Here is a 16,609-nt window from a genome sequence, read left to right as displayed (position 1 = left end):
GTGCGTCCTAATCAAAAGCGGCACCCCGGACCAGCCGGAGCGCCGCATGTCTGGTGATTTTGCTGCCGGTCAGGCGATGCCCGGCAACAGCCTTTCGCCGGCAATGCGCTGCATGGCCTTCTGCAGCTTTTCGAAAGCCCGCACTTCGATCTGGCGGATGCGTTCGCGGCTGACGTCGTAAACCTGCGACAGCTCTTCCAGCGTCTGGGGATTTTCCGTCAGGCGCCGCTCGGTCAGGATGTGCTTTTCACGCTCGTTGAGGCTGTCCATCGCCTCGACCAGCATCTCGTGACGCACTTCGCTTTCCTGCGCGTCGGCGACGAGTTCGTCCTGCAGCGGCCCATCGTCCTTGAGCCAATCCTGCCATTCGCCCGAGCCGTCTTCGCCGTTGCGCATCGGCACGTTCAGTGAACCGTCGCCGCCCATCAGCATGCGACGGTTCATGTTGATCACTTCCTGCTCGGGCACGCCGAGGTCGGTTGCGATCTTGGCGACATCGTCCGGATGGAGATCAGTGTCCTCGTAAGCGTCGAGGTTCTTCTTCATCCGCCGCAGGTTGAAGAACAGCTTCTTCTGCGCAGCGGTGGTGCCCATCTTCACGAGGCTCCATGATCGCAGGATGTATTCCTGGATCGAGGCCTTGATCCACCACATGGCATAGGTGGCGAGACGGAAACCGCGATCGGCTTCGAACTTCTTGACGCCCTGCATCAGACCGACATTGCCTTCGGATATGAGGTCCGAAACAGGCAGGCCATAGCCGCGGTACCCCATGGCGATCTTCGCCACGAGCCGCAGGTGCGAGGTTACAAGCTGCGCTGCAGCTTCGGGATCCTCATGCTCCTCGTAGCGCTTCGCGAGCATGTATTCCTGCTCCTGCGTCAGCACCGGGAATTTCTTGATTTCGGAGAGATAGCGGTTGAGGCTCTGCTCACCGCCGAGCGCCGGAACGCTCATTGCCTTGGTATTGCTCACTTAAACCCTGACCTTTCTAGCGTCGACCTCTGCACCCGGACCCCTGATGGGCATCCGGTCTTCGGGCCACTGCGGTTACATATAGCAAAAACTGCCCGGATTTGCACTGCGTTTCATCGATTTCAACGAGCGGTTTCGTCGATGAGTTCCCGCATGTCGGCGGGCAATTCGGCGCGGAAATCCAAGGGTTCGCCGCTGACCGGATGGATGAATCCGAGTCGTGCGGCGTGGAGCGCCTGGCGGCGGAAATCCAGCTCGTCGAGAAGGGCCTTGAGGGCCTTGGGAGTGCGTCCATAGACAGGATCCCCCAATAGCGGATGACCGATTGACGCACAGTGAACGCGGACCTGGTGCGTGCGCCCGGTCTCAAGGCGGCATTCGATCAGCGCAGCGTGATCGAGGTGTTGCAGGGTTTCGTAATGGGTTACCGCGTGCTTTCCGCGAGAGCTGTCGTCCGGGAGCACGGCCATCTTCTTGCGATCCTTGTCCGACCGGCCGATGCGACCCGATACCGTGCCGGCAGGGGGGCTTGGCTGGCCAGCGCACACTGCGAGGTAACGGCGGGTGATCGAATGATCGGCGAACTGCTTCGCCAGCCCTTCGTGCGCCGCATCGGACTTCGCCACTACGAGCAGGCCCGACGTGTCCTTGTCGATCCGATGAACGATGCCAGGGCGCGCTACCCCATTGATCCCCGAGAGCTGTCCTGCGCAGTGATGCAGCAAGGCGTTGACCAGCGTCCCGTCGGGATTGCCCGCAGCTGGGTGGACGACCATCCCCGCGGGCTTGTTCACCACCAGCAGGTGTTCGTCCTCGAACACGATTTCGAGCGGAATGTCCTGCGGCTCTGCGGCAAGCGGTTCGGGCGGGGGGAGCGTAAGCGAATATCTCGGGCCGCCCGAGAGCTTTGCAGAGGCCGACGTCGCCACCTTGCCGTCCACCTCGACCGCCCCAGCGGCGATGAGCGCCTTCACCCGCTCGCGCGATAGCCCGCATGCTTCAGCCAGCGCCTTGTCGAGCCGGCCCCCCGCAGCAAGCGTTCCGGTGATGATTTCGCTCTCGGCCATGCTAGGGCCATGCGCTATGACACTTGAAGTCTCAAGCGCGGTGATCGACAGCCTGCTGGCGGCAGCGACCCGTGCGCACCCTCTAGAGTGTTGCGGTATCCTGCTTGGCACCGACCGGACGATCTCCGCCAGCGAACCCGCCGCCAACGTCCATCCCCAACCCGCCACACAGTTCGAGATCGACCCGCAGGTTCTGATCGATGCCCACCGCGTGGCGCGCAAGGGAGGGCCGCAGGTCGTGGGCTATTACCACTCGCACCCCAATGGTCGGTCCGAACCCTCAGCCACGGATGCCGCTATGGCGGCGCGCGACGGGATGGTCTGGGCGATCGTCGCGGCGGGTCGAGTGTCATTCTGGCGTTTCGGGGATGCGGGATTCGATCCGCTTCCCTATGTGGCGACGCCTCGCTAAGACGCATACTCAACATTCAGTTACCGGGATCCCGATGGACGACCGCCAATCGATCGACCTTGCCGCCATGCTCTGCTCGCGGCTGTGCCACGACATGCTCAGCCCCGTGGGGGCACTTTCCAACGGTCTCGAGCTCATGGCGCTCGAAACCGACCCTGAAATGCGCGCCAACGTCATGCAACTGCTCGAACAGAGCGCGGCGATTTCCACCACCAAGCTGAAATTCTTCCGCCTGGCCTTCGGCGCCGCCGGCGGGTTCGGCGACCGTGTGGATGTGGAGGAGCCCAAGGCCCTCATCCAGGCGCTGGTGGCGGACAAGCCCAACATTCAGATCAACTGGGCGCTGGCAGACAATTCGCTCGGCAAGCCGGCAGTGAAGGTGCTGCTCAATTTCGCCCAGATCGCCATCGATGCGCTGGTGCGGGGCGGTTCGCTCGACATCGGTGCCGAAGAGCGCGATGGGGCAAGCGAGATCGTCGTGCGCGCTTCGGGCCCGAAGATCGCTTTCGACGAGACGATCGGAAAGGCACTCGACGGTACTCTCGGCCGGTCGGAACTGTCCAGCCGGACAGCGGCCGCGCACATGCTCCACCTCCTCGCCGAGCAGAATGGCGGTGGCATTCAGTACCAGCGCACGGCCGACGCGTTGCTGCTCGGCGCGGTCATGCCGCAAGGCGAGGGCCTCATCGGGTGAGCGAGGCGCTTCGGCAAGCTCGGGCCGATCGGACCATTACATGACGGATGAGCTCGTCCATGCCGAGCGCCTGTCGCCCAATTTCGACGAGCGCACGATGCCGATCGAGATCGTCGTGCTCCACTATACCGAAATGCTCGGTCCCGAGGCCGCGCTCGAACGGATGTGCGATCCCGACGCCAAGGTCAGCGCACATTATCTGATTGCCGAGGACGGCACGGTCACGCGGCTTGTGCCGGAAGAAAAGCGTGCCTGGCACGCGGGTGTGTCCTACTGGCGCGGGCACAAGGACATCAACTCGGTCAGCATCGGGATCGAGCTCGACCACCCGGGCCATTTGCACGGCTACCGCGACTTTAGCGAGGCGCAGTTCGAGGCACTGGTGCCACTGCTCGCGCGGATCATGAGAACGCACGATATCCCGCGCGCCAACGTCCTTGGCCATTCTGACATCGCCCCGCAGCGCAAGATCGATCCCGGCGAACTGTTCCCGTGGGAGCGCCTCGCAGAATATGGCCTTTGCCTGCCGACTCCGAAGATCGAGCTGGGCGACCCGTTCGACAATGACGGCGCTTTCTACCTCGCGCTCGAACGCTTCGGTTACGACATCACAGACGGCCATAAGGCGGTCGAAGCCTTCCAGCGCCGCTGGCGCCCGCACAAGATCGACGGCGAAGTCGACGGCGAGGTGCGCGCGATCCTGTTCCAGTTGCTGCTGGACAGGGACCGGGGTGCGCATCGCTGATCGCGAAGTATCCTAGCGCGCGCAGTATTCGTGACGGCCTTCCCGGCACAGGCGGACGGCGCGTCGCCACTCTGCCATCGCCCGCTCGTAATCCTGCCGGGCAGCCGATGACGCGCGGGTCGCTGCCCAACCCTTTGCATATTGAGCATCGCGGGCGCGGACATGCCGCAACTGCTCGCGGTTGAGGCGACGGATTTCAGCCGCGTCACGTTCCCGCGCCGCTTTCGTTCTCATTGCAGGGTCGTTGGGATCGTCGGCAGAAGCAGCCACAGGCAGAACGATTATCGTGCCGAGCGCCAGCGCGCCGACGAGGCGGATGATTTTCACAGATGCGAACCCTTCCCTTGAACGCCCCGATCCTTGGCGAGGCGGCGATTACATTAGCGTCGCCACCCTTTGCGACAATGTGCCGAGCGACAGACTGACCGCATATGACGCACAGCTTATCCTTGGCGAAACCGCTCCATGCGCCTATCTGCACCCCGGCCAGGGGGCCGGGCAGCCGCGGATGTTCGCATCCGAGGAAAGTCCGGGCTCCACGATACGAGGGTGGCGGGTAACGCCCGCCCGGCGCAAGCCGAGGGAAAGTGCCACAGAGAGCATACCGCCGATGGCTCCTCCGGGAGATCAGGCAAGGGTGAAAGGGTGCGGTAAGAGCGCACCGGGGCTTCGGTAACGCGGTCCGCATGGCAAACCCCACCCGGAGCAAGGCCGAATAGGGGCGGCGCGCCAGAGTCCTTCGGGGCAACGGCAGGTGTGTTTCGCATCGACCGCCCGGGTTGGCTGCTTGAGCCATGGAGCGATCCATGGCCCAGACGAATGGCTGCCGCCGCGGATACGGTCCGAATTTCGGATACCGTCTGCGGAGACAGAACCCGGCTTACAGGCCCCCTGGCACTCCTCGACCCGCATCGCCGGTTCGTCCGCAAGCTCTGGACATGATGGGCGAATCCGCCGATTGCGCGGCATCGCATTCGTGCATCGAGAGGACTGCCATCATGACCATCCGTCGCCGCCCGCTGGGCGCATCCCTGCTTGCCCTCGCGCTCGCGCTTCCCGCCACCGCAGCCCGTGCCGACGAGGGCATGTGGACGTTCGACAATTTCCCGGCCGAACGCATGGAACAGGCCTATGGCTGGGCGCCCGACCAGGCGTGGCTCGACAAGGTGCAGGCCGCCGCGGTGCGCCTGACCGGTGGCTGTTCGGCCAGCTTCGTCTCCCCCGACGGTCTGATTCTCACCAATCACCACTGCGTCGCCAGCTGTCTCTACGACAATTCGACTGCCGAGATGGACTATCTCGACAAGGGCTATGTCGCCGACCGCCGCGATCTCGAACTGAAATGTCCGGGGCAACAGGCGGAGGTGGTCACCGCGATAACCGACGTGACCGATGACGTTAAGAGCGCCTTCGCAGGGCTTGCGGGTGAAGCGCTGACCAAGGCACGCGACGCCAGGATCGCTGAAATCGAATCTGCCAATTGCACCGATACAGCTACCACCCGCTGTCAGGTGGTCACCCTGTTCGGCGGTGGCCAGTACAAGCTCTACACCTACCGCAAATATTCGGACGTGCGCCTTGCCTGGTCGCCCGAGGACCGCGCCTCGACCTTCGGCGGCGATCCCGACAACTTCAACTTCCCGCGTTACTCGCTCGATGCCAGTTTCCTGCGCGCGTACGAGGACGGCAAGCCGGTATCCACTCCGGGCCACCTGAAATGGAATCCCCGCGCCCCGAAGGAAGGCGAAGTCACCTTCGTGGTCGGAAATCCCGGTTCGACCAGCCGCCTCTATACGCAAAGCCAACTCGACTTCGAACGCGAGGTTCGCCTGCCGGTCACGCTGACGACGCTGTCCGAGCTGCGCGGACGCCTGATCACCGCGATGGAGGAGAGCCCGGAGAAGGAGCGCGAAGGCCTCGATACGCTTAACGGGATCGAGAACGGCCTCAAGGTCTACATCGGCCGGACAAAGGCGCTGAACGATCCCGCCTTTACTGCCAAGCTCGCTGCAGCCGAAACGGATCTGCGTGCGAAGAGCGCAGGCAGAGCCGAAACCGGCGATCCTTGGAGCGCGGTGGATGAAGCGGTCGATGCCTATCGCGCGCTCTACTTGCCGTCTCGCTTCCTCACCCCGTCCGGCGACCTGTTCGGTTATGCCTCGACGCTGGTATTTGCGGCGCAGGAACGCGCGAAGCCCAATGGCGAGCGCCTGCCCGGCTTTACCGACAGCGCGCTCCCGCTGACCGAGAAGCGCCTGCTCGACGAACGCCCGGTCTATCCCTGGCTTGACGAACTGATGATGGGCTGGAGCCTGTCGAAGGCGCGCGAGTATCTGGGTGTCGACGATCCGGACAGCCGCCTGCTGCTGGGCAAGGAGAGCCCCGAGGGGCTGGCCGAACGACTGGTCACCGGCACCAAGCTGGCCGATCCGGCTGTGCGCAAGGCGCTGTGGGACGGGGGGCAAGCCGCGGTCGAGGCCTCCGACGATCCGATGATCCGGTACGCCCTGCAACTAGCCGACCGGCAGCGCGCCCTGCGCGATGCGGTGAACGAAAGCTATTCGGGTCCGCTCGCGATCGCCGGTGGCCAGCTCGCCGATGCGCGTTTCGCAGCGTATGGCGAAAGCCTCTATCCCGACGCGACCTTCACGCTGCGCATCAGTTACGGGCAAGTGAAGGGCTGGGAAGAGCGCGGCCAGCAGGTGCCGATCATGACCACCATGGGCGGCACGTTCGAGCGCGCGACAGGCGCGCCGCCGTTCGACGTGGCCAAGGGGTTCGCAGCAAACGAAGCGAAGATCGACAAGGCTGCAGCGTTCGACTTCGTCACCACCAACGACATAATCGGCGGCAACTCGGGCTCGCCCGTAATCGATCGCTCAGGCACGGTCATCGGCGCGGCCTTCGACGGCAACATCCACTCGCTGGGCGGTAACTACGGCTACGACGGCACGCTCAACCGCACGGTTGTGGTATCGACCGATGCGGTGCAGGAAGCGCTGGAGAAGATTTATCCGGCGCCCGCGCTGGTGAAGGAACTGCGCGCGAAATGAGGACGGGCAGGCGCCGGGATCGGCCCGGCGCCTGAAGCCCGTCAGTCGAGCGTCGCCGTTTCGACGCGGACGCTGCCGTCGGTTTCGACGGCCTGGATCGTGCGCCTGGTGTCGCCTTCGAGCACGAGAGCACTGAGGCGCCCGGTGCGGAACGCACCGGTATCGATGCCGATGCGGTGATCGGTCCGCTCGATCCCTTCGAAAATGGTGTGGCCGTGAACGACCACATGGCTAAACGGCTCGGTGTGCTTGAGGAAGCGTTCGCGAATCCACAGCAGGTCGCCGCGCTTCTGGTCTTCCAGTGACCGCTTCGGGTTGAGGCCGGCATGCACGAAGACGTAATCGCCGGCGACGATCATGTCCTCGAAGCTTTCGAGAAACCGGCGGTGAGCGGCAGGCACGATGTTGACGAGCTCGGCCTGCAATTCCTTGATCGTCAGCTCGTTATACTGCTTGCGCTTGATACCGTAGCTGAGGATCGTCTCGCGCCCGCCGTGCTTGACGAAGTGGCGGAGCATTTCCTTGTCGTTGAAGCTTTCGAGGAACATTTCCTCGTGATTGCCGGCGAGATAGCGGACCTTGCGGGTCTCGCCCCAGTCCCGGGCCCGCTCGATCACGCCCGCACTCGCGGGGCCGCGATCGATCAGGTCGCCGAGGAGGACCACTGTGGTGGACGCTGCACCAAGCGCCGCATCGTCCGCCTCGATCGCCTCGATCAGCGCCTCGAACAGGTCGAGCCGCCCGTGGATGTCGCCGATGACATAATAGCGCTCGCCCTCGGGCACGCTTGCGACGCGCCGATCGGCAGGGCGTTCCTTGAACAGTTGGCGAAGCGAACGAAGCATCGTGGCTCTGGTGACTCGATATGTGCGGCCAGGGCGGCGCGGGTGCGGCGTCAGATAGGGCCTAGCGCCTCCGGCGACAACCTTCGCTGAAAACGCCATTGTGCAGTTGCGAAAAGGCCACAGCTTTTGACGCATCTGCAAAAACTTTGCTGTGCCAATCTTGCGTCGACCCGCCGATCAAGGCACTAATGTTGCCGTATCCGGACGAGGAGCCGTCACAAGAGGCCCCGACGGATTCGCAGGTGGGACGAAGCGACACTCGCACAGGAGTTTGTAATGCTGACGTCCTTTCGCGGCCTCATGGCCGTTTCGCTCGCGACCGCGGGCCTGATTTCCGCCACGCCCGTCCTCGCGCAGGACGAAGCGCCCGAAGAGGGCATCGAAGGCGTTTCCGTCTCGGCCAATGTGGCCCTGACCACCGACTATCGCTTCCGCGGCGTATCGCTGTCGGGCGGCGATCCCGCGCTGCAAGGCGGCTTCGACGTGTCGCATGACAGCGGCTTCTACGTCGGGACGTGGGCCTCTTCGATCAAGGGCGGCCCGGCCTATGGTGACCTCGAAGTCGACCTCTACGGCGGCTGGGGTGGCCAGCTGACCGATGCCGTCAGCGTCGACGTCGGTATTCTCTACTATCTCTATCCGACCGAGGACCTCGGCCTCGATACGGACTATTGGGAGCCCTACGCGTCCGTCGGCTTCAACCTCGGTCCGGCAGAAGCCACGGTCGGCGCAGCCTATGCCTGGAAGCAGGATTCGCTCGGCGGCGAGGACAACCTCTATCTCTACACCGATCTTGGCTTCAGCCTGCCGAGCACGCCGGTCACGCTGACCGGCCACCTCGGTTACACCGACGGCGTTCTGGCGCCGCCGCTGCTCGCCGGAACCGCCGACGACACCGGTCTCGACTGGTCGATCGGCGCCAGCGTGTCGCATGGCAATTTCGAAGCCGGCGTGGCCTACGTCGGCGTCGAAGGTCCCTCGATCGATGGCTTCACCGACGATGCGATCGTGGCGACGCTTTCCGCCAGCTTCTGATTGACCAGCCGGGCTGGGGGCGGGTGATGGCCCGTCCCCAACTCCGCATGTTGGAGGCGTCTGGCAGATCCGGGCGACGCCGGGGCGAACGACCTGCTATAGCGCGGTCTACGGCCCACACTTTCCTCGCCGACCTCTCCCTCACCCGACCGTGGCCGATCTGGAACATCCGACAAGATAGCGCGGCCACGCCGCGTTTCGCGCGTTTGCGCAGCGCGCGGGCCTTCGTTTATCATGCTAGAGCCCAGTGCTCATTCAGTCGAACGGAGTTCCAGTGCCGAAATATCTTCACACCATGATCCGCGTCAGCGACATCGATGCCACGGTCGCCTTCTTCGAGCTGATCGGTTTAAAGGAAGTCCGCCGCTTCGATAACGAGAAAGGGCGTTTCACGCTCGTGTTCCTCGCGGCGCCCGGGCAGGAAGGCGCTGCGGAGATTGAGCTGACCTACAACTGGCCACCTGAGGACGGGAGCGCGCCGGAAGCCTACGGCGGCGGCCGCAATTTCGGGCATCTCGCCTATCGGGTGGAGAATATCTACGACACCTGCCAGCGGATCGCCGACGCCGGCCACGTCATCAATCGTCCACCGCGCGACGGGCACATGGCCTTCGTCCGCACGCCCGACGGCATCTCGATCGAGCTGTTGCAGGACGGCTATCTCGAGCCGCAGGAACCCTGGGCCACCATGGAGAATACCGGCAGCTGGTAGGTCAGCCCTGCTTGTCCACATAGGGCGAGCACGGATCGTCCGGGTGCGTCGTCGTCATACGCAGGATCGTGAAGCCAACTATCGCCGAAATGAGCGAGCCGAGCAGAGTTCCGATCTTCGCTTCGTCGATCAGCTCGCGCGAGCCGGGGAAAGCCAGTTCGCCGATGAACAGCGACATGGTGAAGCCGATCCCGCACAGGATCGACACGCCCCATACCTCTGGCCAAGTGGCCTGGTCCGGACGCAGCGCGAAACCGCTCTTTTCCGCGCCCCAGATGGCGGCGAAAATCCCGATCTGCTTGCCGAGGAACAGGCCTGCAGCGATTGCCAGGGGGAGCGGCGCCAGGACGCCGTCGAGGCCCATGGTCGAGAAATCGACCCCCGCATTCGCGAAACCGAAGACCGGTACGATGAGATAGGCACTCCACGGGGCGAGTGCATGTTCCATCCGTTCCACCATGGTTTCGTCGTCCGGACCCACCATCGGGATCGTCAGCGCCGCAACCACCCCGGCGATCGTGGCATGCACGCCGGAATTGAGCACGAAATACCACAGGACGACGGCAAGCAGGATGTACGGCCAGTATTGGGCAACCTTTAACCGGTTCATTGCATACATGATTCCGGTCACCACCGCGGCAGCCGCCAGATAGCCGAGCTTCAGGTTCGCCGTGTAGAACACCGCGATCACCAGCACCGCGCCGATGTCGTCGACGATGGCCACAGTCAGGAGGAAAAGCCGCAACGAAGCGGGAACGCGATTGCCCAGCAGCCCAAGCACGCCCATCGCGAAGGCGATGTCGGTGGCCGCCGGGATGGCCCAGCCCCGCAGTAGTTCCGGGGACGCTTCGGCCTTGACGAAGAACACGTAGATCAGCGCCGGGAAGGCCATGCCAGCAATCGCTGCCAGCACGGGCAGGCGGCGCTGGGCCGGCGAGGACAGCTGCCCTTCGATCCACTCGCGCTTAACCTCCAGTCCGACGACGAAGAAGAACACCGCCATCAGGGCATCGTTGATCCACAAATGCAGCGTGTTGAGCTTGAAGGTCTCTGCGGAGAACAGCGCGCCATGAAAGAGCGAGTCATATTCCTCGTGGAACGGCGAATTTGCCGCCAGCATCGCCGCTGCCGCTACCAGGATGAGGAGGACGCCGGCCGATGCGTCGCTGACGAAGAGCGCGCGAACGGGGGCGAAAACGAGGCGAAAGGCTGAGGGGCGTTCGGTCATCTTGCGAGCGCTCTTTGAGCAATCCGCGACACGTTGCAAGGGGCCTGTCGTTTCGTTACAAGTCCGGCAAGGGGATAACGGGGTTGCACACAGTCGCATTCACTGCCGGCGAGTGGTTTCTGCTCGTGCATCGCGAGCTTTTGCTGTTCACGGCAGCCTTTTTCGCGATCGGCGTGCTCGACGAGTTCGCCATCGATCTTGTTTACATCTGGCAGAGACTGGGGCGACGCATCCGGACACCCGAGGCTCGAGACGACGATCTTGCCGCCCGCGAGCTCGCCGGTCCTGCGGCAGTCTTCATCCCGGCGTGGCAGGAATCGGCAGTCATCGGGCCGACGATCCACCACATGCTGTCGGTGTGGCGGTTTTCGAAGCTGCGGGTCTACGTCGGTTGCTATCGCAACGACCCGCAGACGCTGGCCTCGGCCATGGCCGCAGCGCGCGGGGATGCACGGGTGCGTCTCGTGATCCACGGCGTCGATGGGCCGACCAGCAAGGCCGATTGCCTGAACCGGCTCTATGCGGCGCTTCGCGAGGACGAGCGGCGCTCGGGCAGGGAGGCGCGCATGGTCCTGCTCCACGATGCGGAGGATATGGTCGATCCCGCCGCGCTGCCGCTGCTGGACCATGCGCTCGACACGGCGGATTTCGTACAGCTCCCCGTGCTAGCCCTCCCGCAATCCGATTCGCGGCTGGTCGGCAGTCACTATTCGGACGAATTTGCCGAAATGCATTGTGCGTTACCAGAGTTTAGGCCTGGCGCTGGAGGGCGGTCAGGGTTTCTTCGATGTGGCGGATCACTTCCAGGACGACGCCGCGCTTGGCCGGGGGTGGCTTGGGCGAGAGGACGATCTTCGCGATTAGGGCGCGCAGTTTGGGGGCCGCTTGCGCCTTTGTCGTCTCGTCGGCCAGTTCGCGTTCGAGGTTTTCGACTGCTGCGCGGTACTGGCGGGAGAGGCCGGGATGCAGTGCGATCGTGGGGATGGCGTCGAGCGCGCGGCGTTCCCTTGCGATGGTCTCGGCCTCGGCCTTTGCTGCTGCGAGCGCTTCCCTGATTTCGGCGAATTCGCCGCCGCCGTCGGCGATGGCGGCGACGAGGCGGGCGACCTTTGCCTCGGCCTTGGCGGCGCGGCGATCGAGCAGGGCGTGGTTCTGGGCTGCCTCGCGGCGCACCCGCGCGTGCTCCTTGCCATATTCGTCGAGGTAGGCGGCAACGACATCGGGGTCGAGCAGCTCGGCCTTCAGTTCGGCCAGCACGCGGCGCTCGTAATCCTCGGCCTTGATCATCCGGTTGTTGGTGCAGGCGCCTTTGCCGCCGCCGGCGAAGGTGCTGCAGCCGAAATATCCGGTCGCCACCACGATCCAGTTGCCGCCGCAGGTGCCGCATTCGCCCAAGCCCGACAGCAGGTGTTTCGGCCGGCGCTGGCGCTGGGCGGGGCCGGTCGCGCGCTCCTCGATCTGCGCCTGCACGCGGTCCCACAAGTCCTGTTCGATGATGCGCAGGTGCGGGGCCTCGCCCTCCACCACCGGCCCATCCCCCGGCGCGGTGCTGCGCGCGCGGGTGCGCGGGTCGCGGACGCTTTTCGAGCGGCCATATTGCAGGCGGCCGATGTAGATCGGGTTGGCGAGTACGCCGAAGGCGCATTTGCGGTGGCCGATGATCGTGCTGGGCCGCCAGATCGCACCGCGCGGGGCGGGGATGCCATCGGCATTCAAGCCGTTCGCGATGGCGCGCGGGCTGCTGCCGGCATCGTATTCGGTGAAGATCCGGCGCACGATCGCGGCGGTCTCCTCGTCCACTTCGCGCAGGCCGCGGACGAGCTCGCCCTTCTCGTCGAGCCTGGCAACCTTGCGATAGCCGTAAGCCACCCCCGAGGCTGCGCGGCCTTCGGCGATGTTGCCCTTGTGGCCGCGGCGCACGCGGGCGGCGAGATCCTTGCGCATGCGCGCGTCGAGCAGGCCCTTGATGGTGCCGGTGATCTCGTCGACCTCGCCGTCCATCAGGGTGAAGAGGCGGGCGCCGGCATGCTCGAGCAGCTCGCGCACGGCGAAGGCGTCGCCCTGGTGGCGGGCGATGCGGTCGGTGCTTTCGGTCAGGACCTGCTGGACGGCGGCGGGGGTGCCGCGCAGCGCCTCGATCCGCGCGAGCATGGCGGCGAGGCCGGGGCGCTGGGCATCGTCTATCCCGGCGGCGCCGCTGATCGCGGCATCGGAATATTCGCCGACGATTTCCCAGCCTTCCTGCTCGGCCCGCGCGCGGCAGGCGGCGGCCTGCGCGGCGATCGAGCGCGGGTTCTGCAGCTGGCTAGAGTAGCGGGCGTAGATCAGCGTGCGCATGGGCGGCTTTCGTGGCGGCACCGGCGGCCGAATCGGCGCCGGTGGCGGCAATGTCCCGCGCAACGTGGGCGCGCGCAAGGGCACGCGCGAAGTCGATGGCCGCGCCGGGTGCGGGAGGACGCACGGAAGGGGCGGCGCGGGTGGCCATCAGGCTGCGAAGCCTTCGCGGCGCAGCGCGTCGAGCAGGCAGCGCGAACCGTTCCTGATCGAATTGTTGGCTTCGCCGCCGTCGCCACCCGCGTGGTACATCATGACCAGTTTCGAGACTTCCTTGAGCTTTCGCCCGGTACGCTCGGCGATCTGCCGTGTGCTGAAGCCGTTGTCCCAGAGGTCGAGCACCTCCGCTTCCTTCGGAGTCAGGCCGCACGTGCGCGTGTGTCGTTTGCCGGCGCGGCTCATCAGATGCTGTTCGCGACGACCAGCGCGCCGGTGAGGGCGAGGGCGATCAGGGCGGCGCTGGTGGCGGCGAGAAGGCGGGTCTTGCGGCGGTCGGCTGCGATCGCCTCGTCCGCCATCGGGACGAGCGGGCCGTGCTTCAGCAGGCGCAGGCTCGGGTCGGGGCGGTAGTGGTCGTAGCTCATGCTTGGCAGTCCTTTGAAAGCCGACCACCAGCGGCAGGCGCTGTCGGCGAGGGTGAGGGTGGCTGCGGCGGCGATGGCCAGCAGGACGAGGGTGGGGAGGATGGTCACGCGGCCAGCCTTTGTGCGATGCTCTCGGGTTCGCTGGGGGCGCCGAGGAGGATGGCGAGGCATTCGAGGTCGGCGTGGCGGGTTTGCAGCGCGCGGTTGGTCGGGTTGGCTCTCGCTTTCCCTGCCGCGAGGTTGCGGGCGCGGGCGAGTTCGGCGAGGTATTCGTGGCGGCGCGGGCCGTCCGACAACAGCACGGCGCGGGCGGCGCTGTCGGAATACTCGTTGTCCTCCTGCCAGTGCTCGACCAGGGCGAAGCATTCGCGCGGCGCGGCACCGGCGGCGAGCGCGATCGAGAGCCAGCAGGCGAGCAGGCGCTCGCCCGCCTCGCGATCGAAGCGGCGCATGCGGACGGCTTCGTCGACCGAGGCCTTGCGCTGGTGCAGCTCGGCAAGGGCGATGCGGGTGAGGTAGCTCATTCGCTGACCGCCGAGAAATCGAGCTTGACGCCCAAAGTGCGGAGCTCGTCGAACAAGCAAGTGATGAAAGCTTCGCCAGTAGTCGTCTGGAAGGTCGGGCCGAAATCGAAGGAGCCAATGCTCAGCATGTCGTCCGAGTTGATATCGACCTCGGTTTGCTGCTCGGCTTCGGCGAGCGCTCGCATGAATGCGCGGCTGATGATGCCAGCCTTGCTGTGGTGAAGCTCTGCATTGCCAGCGTTCACGGCGCGCGGCCCGCTGTTGTCGTGCTTCTCCATCACTTCGCTCCCTTCTTCCGGCGGCGCTTGGTCGCGGGGGCCATGGCCGCAGCCTCGGTCTCGTGAAGGTCGGCGAAGGGGACGGTGGTGTTGCCGCTGGCGTCGCGGTTGCGGCGCTGGTGGGGTTTGGGGTCGCGGCGGACGAGCGCGCTGCCATCGGCATTGCGGCGGATGATCGTCACCGGATCGGCCGTCCCGGCAAGGAAGGCCTGCGATCCGTTGTGCGGGAAGTCTGCGGGTTGCTGAAGCATGGGTATCTCCGTTGCGATGGCATCGGGAAATAAGGGGGAAATATCCCCTTAGTCAAGGGGGAAATATCGCAGCTTGTGGTGGGCGGCGCTGAACGGCACTGTCGATCAGGTCATTTTGGGAGAGAATTCATGCGCTTCTTCGTTGTCTTGCCGGCACTGGCCCTCGCATCCTGCGGCGCCCCGGATGGTGCGGGTTCGAGCGCCGACGCCGGCGCAGGCGGCAACGATCCTGGTATCAGCAAGGCTGAATTCGATGCGATCCAGGCGGGCATGTCGCAGGAAGAGGTGACTGGAATCGTCGGGTCGGCAGGCGAGGTGATTTCCGAAAACGAGATGGCCGGCACGCGGACAGTGATGGTGCAGTGGGAAGGCGAGAGCGGCCCGATGGGCAATGCCAATGCCATGTTCCAGAACGGCAAGCTGATCCAGAAGTCGCAGTTCGGGCTCGAATAGGCGATGGAGCTGCTGCTCGTTCTCGCTGTTGGCGGTCTTGCGTGGTGGTGGCTGCGGAAAGGCAAGGGGCCAGCGCCGAAGGGCGCAGATATCTCCATGCTCCCCGATCGCTTCGTGGTATTCGATCTCGAGACGACGGGGCTTGATCCAGAAAAGCACGAAATCATCGAGATCGGGGCGATCAAGGTCGAGCGTGACGCAAGCGAGCACCTGACCTTCGCGACCTTGGTCGTGCCGCAAGGCCGCATATCGTCGCGGATAACCGAGCTGACCGGGATCAATCGGGCGATGGTGAATGCAGATGGACTGCCGCTGGGTGAGGCCCTCTCAGCTTTCCGGGAGTTCGTCGAAGACCTGCCGCTCGTCGCTTACAATGCAGATTTCGACGTCGCATTCCTCAAATCGGCCTGTGCCAGATGTGAGCAGGAGACGTTCCGGAACCGTGTGACTTGCGCTCTCAAGCTGGCACGCAGAGCATGGCCGGGGCGGGACAGCTATCGACTGAGCGCGCTTTGCGAACAGGCCGGTGTGCAGGTTCGGAGCGAACATCGCGCATTGCCGGATTGCGAGAGGGCGATGCTTGTCTATTCTGCAGCGAGCAGCACGCTGGCGAAGCAGGTCTAACCGAAGAGCAGGTCGGTCTGCTGGAGGATCCGGTGGACGCGTGACACGCGGCTTTTCGGCACGGCGAAGGTCACCGGCGGGTTGAACTGTTCGAGCAGGATCTCCTGCGCGTTCTGGCGAACCAGGCGCTTGACCAGCACGCTGACCACCTCGTCGCTGTCGCCGCCATTGAGCTGGACCAGCACGTAATCGCCGGCGCGCACGGGGCGCTGGGGATCGACGATGCCGATCTCCCCCGCTTCGAAGCGCGGCTCCATGCTCTCGCCGTGGAAATAGATCGCGTAGAGGTCGCGCGCGCCGCGCAGGGCGGGTGGGCGCGCGAGCATGCGCTGGTGATAGTCGGGGTCGAAGCTCGATCGCTCGATCTCGACCATGCGGCCGGTCGCATCCTCGAGCGCGATCGTGGCGCAATCGCCGGTGCCGACGAGCGGGATGCCGGGTTCGGCCATCGGCGGGCCGCGCCAGTCGATGCGCTTGTCGGAGACAGTGACTTCGCTGCGGACGGGTGCAGGGTTGGTGCTGCTGCCGAGCAACCAGTCGGTCGTCGTGTCGAGTGCCTCGGCGATACGTTCGAGCCTGTCTGCGGCCGGCATCGACTTCCTGCGATCGATGTCGCGAATGACCGTCGTGCCGCTGCCGTCGGTGACTTCCTTCGAAAGCCAGTATCGGGTCTTCCCCAAATCGGACAGGCGCTCATCGATCCTTTCGATGAGGATTTCTGCGGGTTTCGGCATGGGGGAATTATCCCCTGCGGAGAAAAATCCACCAGCGGGAATATTTCCCCTTGACGATAGG

General features: G+C 64.8%; 20 protein-coding genes, 1 other RNA gene and 1 pseudogene. 10 read left to right on the top strand and 12 right to left on the bottom strand.

Features of this window, described 5'->3' with window-relative positions:
* Window positions 1-69: 69 nt before the first annotated feature.
* Window positions 70-957: an RNA polymerase sigma factor RpoH gene (gene rpoH, locus K3172_RS13165; RefSeq protein WP_221591199.1), complete on the bottom strand. Its 888-nt coding sequence runs from the start codon at window positions 955-957 to the stop codon at window positions 70-72.
* Window positions 958-1,097: 140 nt separating this feature from the next.
* Window positions 1,098-2,042, bottom strand: a complete 945-nt coding sequence (locus tag K3172_RS13160; protein ID WP_221590749.1) for an RluA family pseudouridine synthase — start codon at window positions 2,040-2,042, stop codon at window positions 1,098-1,100.
* Between the two features lie 16 nt (window positions 2,043-2,058).
* Here K3172_RS13160 and K3172_RS13155 point away from each other — a divergent pair, with 16 nt between their 5' ends.
* From K3172_RS13155 to K3172_RS13145, 3 genes are read left to right on the top strand one after another with little or no spacing between them, the layout of a single operon-like run.
* A complete protein-coding gene (locus K3172_RS13155) occupies window positions 2,059-2,454 on the top strand; it encodes a M67 family metallopeptidase (protein ID WP_221590747.1) in 396 nt (131 codons plus the stop codon).
* Window positions 2,455-2,488: 34 nt separating this feature from the next.
* Window positions 2,489-3,148, top strand: a complete 660-nt coding sequence (locus K3172_RS13150) for a histidine phosphotransferase family protein (protein WP_221590746.1) — start codon at window positions 2,489-2,491, stop codon at window positions 3,146-3,148.
* A gap of 40 nt (window positions 3,149-3,188) precedes the next feature.
* On the top strand, window positions 3,189-3,893 hold the full coding sequence (locus tag K3172_RS13145; RefSeq protein ID WP_221590745.1) for an N-acetylmuramoyl-L-alanine amidase: 705 nt from the start codon (window positions 3,189-3,191) through the stop codon (window positions 3,891-3,893).
* Window positions 3,894-3,905: 12 nt separating this feature from the next.
* Here the strand turns inward: K3172_RS13145 and K3172_RS13140 are convergent, their stop codons facing one another.
* A complete protein-coding gene (locus tag K3172_RS13140; RefSeq protein WP_221590744.1) occupies window positions 3,906-4,220 on the bottom strand; it encodes a hypothetical protein in 315 nt (104 codons plus the stop codon).
* A gap of 159 nt (window positions 4,221-4,379) precedes the next feature.
* Here K3172_RS13140 and rnpB point away from each other — a divergent pair.
* Window positions 4,380-4,792, top strand: an RNA gene (rnpB, locus tag K3172_RS13135) — RNase P RNA component class A.
* 99 nt (window positions 4,793-4,891) lie between these two features.
* Window positions 4,892-6,946 (top strand): S46 family peptidase, encoded by a 2,055-nt coding sequence (locus K3172_RS13130; protein WP_221590742.1) that lies wholly within the window; start codon window positions 4,892-4,894, stop codon window positions 6,944-6,946.
* Window positions 6,947-6,987: 41 nt separating this feature from the next.
* Here K3172_RS13130 and K3172_RS13125 read toward each other — a convergent pair whose 3' ends face one another.
* Window positions 6,988-7,791, bottom strand: coding sequence for a metallophosphoesterase family protein (locus K3172_RS13125; RefSeq protein WP_221590739.1), 804 nt, complete (start codon window positions 7,789-7,791; stop codon window positions 6,988-6,990).
* Window positions 7,792-8,067: 276 nt separating this feature from the next.
* On the opposite strand from K3172_RS13125, the gene K3172_RS13120 reads away from it, so the two are divergent.
* Both K3172_RS13120 and K3172_RS13115 read left to right on the top strand, forming a co-directional pair.
* Window positions 8,068-8,826: a TorF family putative porin gene (locus tag K3172_RS13120; protein ID WP_221590737.1), complete on the top strand. Its 759-nt coding sequence runs from the start codon at window positions 8,068-8,070 to the stop codon at window positions 8,824-8,826.
* 274 nt (window positions 8,827-9,100) lie between these two features.
* The gene (locus K3172_RS13115) at window positions 9,101-9,538 is read left to right on the top strand and encodes a VOC family protein (protein ID WP_221590735.1); all 438 of its coding nucleotides are present in this window, start codon (window positions 9,101-9,103) and stop codon (window positions 9,536-9,538) included.
* 1 nt (window position 9,539) lies between these two features.
* Here the strand turns inward: K3172_RS13115 and nhaA are convergent, their stop codons facing one another.
* Window positions 9,540-10,766: a Na+/H+ antiporter NhaA gene (gene nhaA / locus K3172_RS13110; RefSeq protein WP_221590733.1), complete on the bottom strand. Its 1,227-nt coding sequence runs from the start codon at window positions 10,764-10,766 to the stop codon at window positions 9,540-9,542.
* Between the two features lie 347 nt (window positions 10,767-11,113).
* On the opposite strand from nhaA, the pseudogene K3172_RS15830 reads away from it, so the two are divergent.
* Window positions 11,114-11,461 (top strand): annotated as a pseudogene (locus K3172_RS15830) (glycosyltransferase); the annotation flags it as partial.
* A 55-nt stretch (window positions 11,462-11,516) separates the two neighbouring features.
* Here K3172_RS15830 and K3172_RS13100 read toward each other — a convergent pair.
* The 6 genes from K3172_RS13100 to K3172_RS13075 all read right to left on the bottom strand — a co-directional run bounded on the left by K3172_RS13100 (window position 11,517) and on the right by K3172_RS13075 (window position 14,737).
* A complete protein-coding gene (locus K3172_RS13100) occupies window positions 11,517-13,103 on the bottom strand; it encodes a recombinase family protein (protein WP_221590731.1) in 1,587 nt (528 codons plus the stop codon).
* 147 nt (window positions 13,104-13,250) lie between these two features.
* Entirely contained in the window at window positions 13,251-13,442 is a 192-nt protein-coding gene (locus tag K3172_RS13095; protein ID WP_221590729.1) for a hypothetical protein, read from the bottom strand.
* Window positions 13,443-13,501: 59 nt separating this feature from the next.
* Window positions 13,502-13,792: a hypothetical protein gene (locus K3172_RS13090; RefSeq protein ID WP_221590727.1), complete on the bottom strand. Its 291-nt coding sequence runs from the start codon at window positions 13,790-13,792 to the stop codon at window positions 13,502-13,504.
* On the bottom strand, window positions 13,789-14,208 hold the full coding sequence (locus K3172_RS13085) for a hypothetical protein (protein ID WP_221590725.1): 420 nt from the start codon (window positions 14,206-14,208) through the stop codon (window positions 13,789-13,791). Before K3172_RS13085 ends, K3172_RS13090 begins: the two co-directional genes overlap by 4 nt.
* Window positions 14,205-14,486 (bottom strand): hypothetical protein, encoded by a 282-nt coding sequence (locus K3172_RS13080; RefSeq protein ID WP_221590723.1) that lies wholly within the window; start codon window positions 14,484-14,486, stop codon window positions 14,205-14,207. The genes K3172_RS13085 and K3172_RS13080 overlap by 4 nt, the downstream gene beginning before the upstream one ends.
* Complete coding sequence (locus tag K3172_RS13075) at window positions 14,486-14,737, bottom strand: hypothetical protein (RefSeq protein WP_221590721.1); 252 nt, start codon at window positions 14,735-14,737, stop codon at window positions 14,486-14,488. The genes K3172_RS13080 and K3172_RS13075 overlap by 1 nt, the downstream gene beginning before the upstream one ends.
* A gap of 129 nt (window positions 14,738-14,866) precedes the next feature.
* Here K3172_RS13075 and K3172_RS13070 point away from each other — a divergent pair, with 129 nt between their 5' ends.
* Both K3172_RS13070 and K3172_RS13065 read left to right on the top strand, forming a co-directional pair.
* Window positions 14,867-15,190, top strand: coding sequence for a hypothetical protein (locus K3172_RS13070; protein ID WP_221590719.1), 324 nt, complete (start codon window positions 14,867-14,869; stop codon window positions 15,188-15,190).
* A gap of 3 nt (window positions 15,191-15,193) precedes the next feature.
* Window positions 15,194-15,814, top strand: coding sequence for a 3'-5' exonuclease (locus K3172_RS13065; protein ID WP_221590717.1), 621 nt, complete (start codon window positions 15,194-15,196; stop codon window positions 15,812-15,814).
* On the opposite strand, the gene K3172_RS13060 is transcribed toward K3172_RS13065, so the two are convergent.
* Window positions 15,811-16,548: an XRE family transcriptional regulator gene (locus tag K3172_RS13060; protein WP_221590715.1), complete on the bottom strand. Its 738-nt coding sequence runs from the start codon at window positions 16,546-16,548 to the stop codon at window positions 15,811-15,813. The genes K3172_RS13065 and K3172_RS13060 overlap by 4 nt on opposite strands.
* Between the last annotated feature and the right edge of the window lie 61 nt (window positions 16,549-16,609).

The organism is Qipengyuania proteolytica, from assembly GCF_019711565.1.
GTDB classification, from domain to species: Bacteria; Pseudomonadota; Alphaproteobacteria; order Sphingomonadales; family Sphingomonadaceae; genus Qipengyuania; species Qipengyuania proteolytica.
This window is presented reverse-complemented; position numbering and strand designations above follow the sequence as displayed.

What these genes read in the sequence shown, in the direction of transcription:
- nhaA (WP_221590733.1), bottom strand. Translation starts at nt 10,766, where the DNA reads ATGACCGAACGCCCCTCAGCCTTTCGCCTCGTTTTCGCCCCCGTTCGC.
- K3172_RS13070 (WP_221590719.1), top strand. Translation starts at nt 14,867, where the DNA reads ATGCGCTTCTTCGTTGTCTTGCCGGCACTGGCCCTCGCATCCTGCGGC.
- K3172_RS13085 (WP_221590725.1), bottom strand. Translation starts at nt 14,208, where the DNA reads ATGAGCTACCTCACCCGCATCGCCCTTGCCGAGCTGCACCAGCGCAAG.
- K3172_RS13100 (WP_221590731.1), bottom strand. Translation starts at nt 13,103, where the DNA reads ATGCGCACGCTGATCTACGCCCGCTACTCTAGCCAGCTGCAGAACCCG.
- K3172_RS13065 (WP_221590717.1), top strand. Translation starts at nt 15,194, where the DNA reads ATGGAGCTGCTGCTCGTTCTCGCTGTTGGCGGTCTTGCGTGGTGGTGG.
- K3172_RS13150 (WP_221590746.1), top strand. Translation starts at nt 2,489, where the DNA reads ATGGACGACCGCCAATCGATCGACCTTGCCGCCATGCTCTGCTCGCGG.
- rpoH (WP_221591199.1), bottom strand. Translation starts at nt 957, where the DNA reads ATGAGCGTTCCGGCGCTCGGCGGTGAGCAGAGCCTCAACCGCTATCTC.
- K3172_RS13145 (WP_221590745.1), top strand. Translation starts at nt 3,189, where the DNA reads ATGACGGATGAGCTCGTCCATGCCGAGCGCCTGTCGCCCAATTTCGAC.
- K3172_RS13130 (WP_221590742.1), top strand. Translation starts at nt 4,892, where the DNA reads ATGACCATCCGTCGCCGCCCGCTGGGCGCATCCCTGCTTGCCCTCGCG.
- K3172_RS13075 (WP_221590721.1), bottom strand. Translation starts at nt 14,737, where the DNA reads ATGCTTCAGCAACCCGCAGACTTCCCGCACAACGGATCGCAGGCCTTC.
- K3172_RS13125 (WP_221590739.1), bottom strand. Translation starts at nt 7,791, where the DNA reads ATGCTTCGTTCGCTTCGCCAACTGTTCAAGGAACGCCCTGCCGATCGG.
- K3172_RS13080 (WP_221590723.1), bottom strand. Translation starts at nt 14,486, where the DNA reads ATGGAGAAGCACGACAACAGCGGGCCGCGCGCCGTGAACGCTGGCAAT.
- K3172_RS13160 (WP_221590749.1), bottom strand. Translation starts at nt 2,042, where the DNA reads ATGGCCGAGAGCGAAATCATCACCGGAACGCTTGCTGCGGGGGGCCGG.
- K3172_RS13155 (WP_221590747.1), top strand. Translation starts at nt 2,059, where the DNA reads ATGACACTTGAAGTCTCAAGCGCGGTGATCGACAGCCTGCTGGCGGCA.
- K3172_RS13120 (WP_221590737.1), top strand. Translation starts at nt 8,068, where the DNA reads ATGCTGACGTCCTTTCGCGGCCTCATGGCCGTTTCGCTCGCGACCGCG.
- K3172_RS13060 (WP_221590715.1), bottom strand. Translation starts at nt 16,548, where the DNA reads ATGCCGAAACCCGCAGAAATCCTCATCGAAAGGATCGATGAGCGCCTG.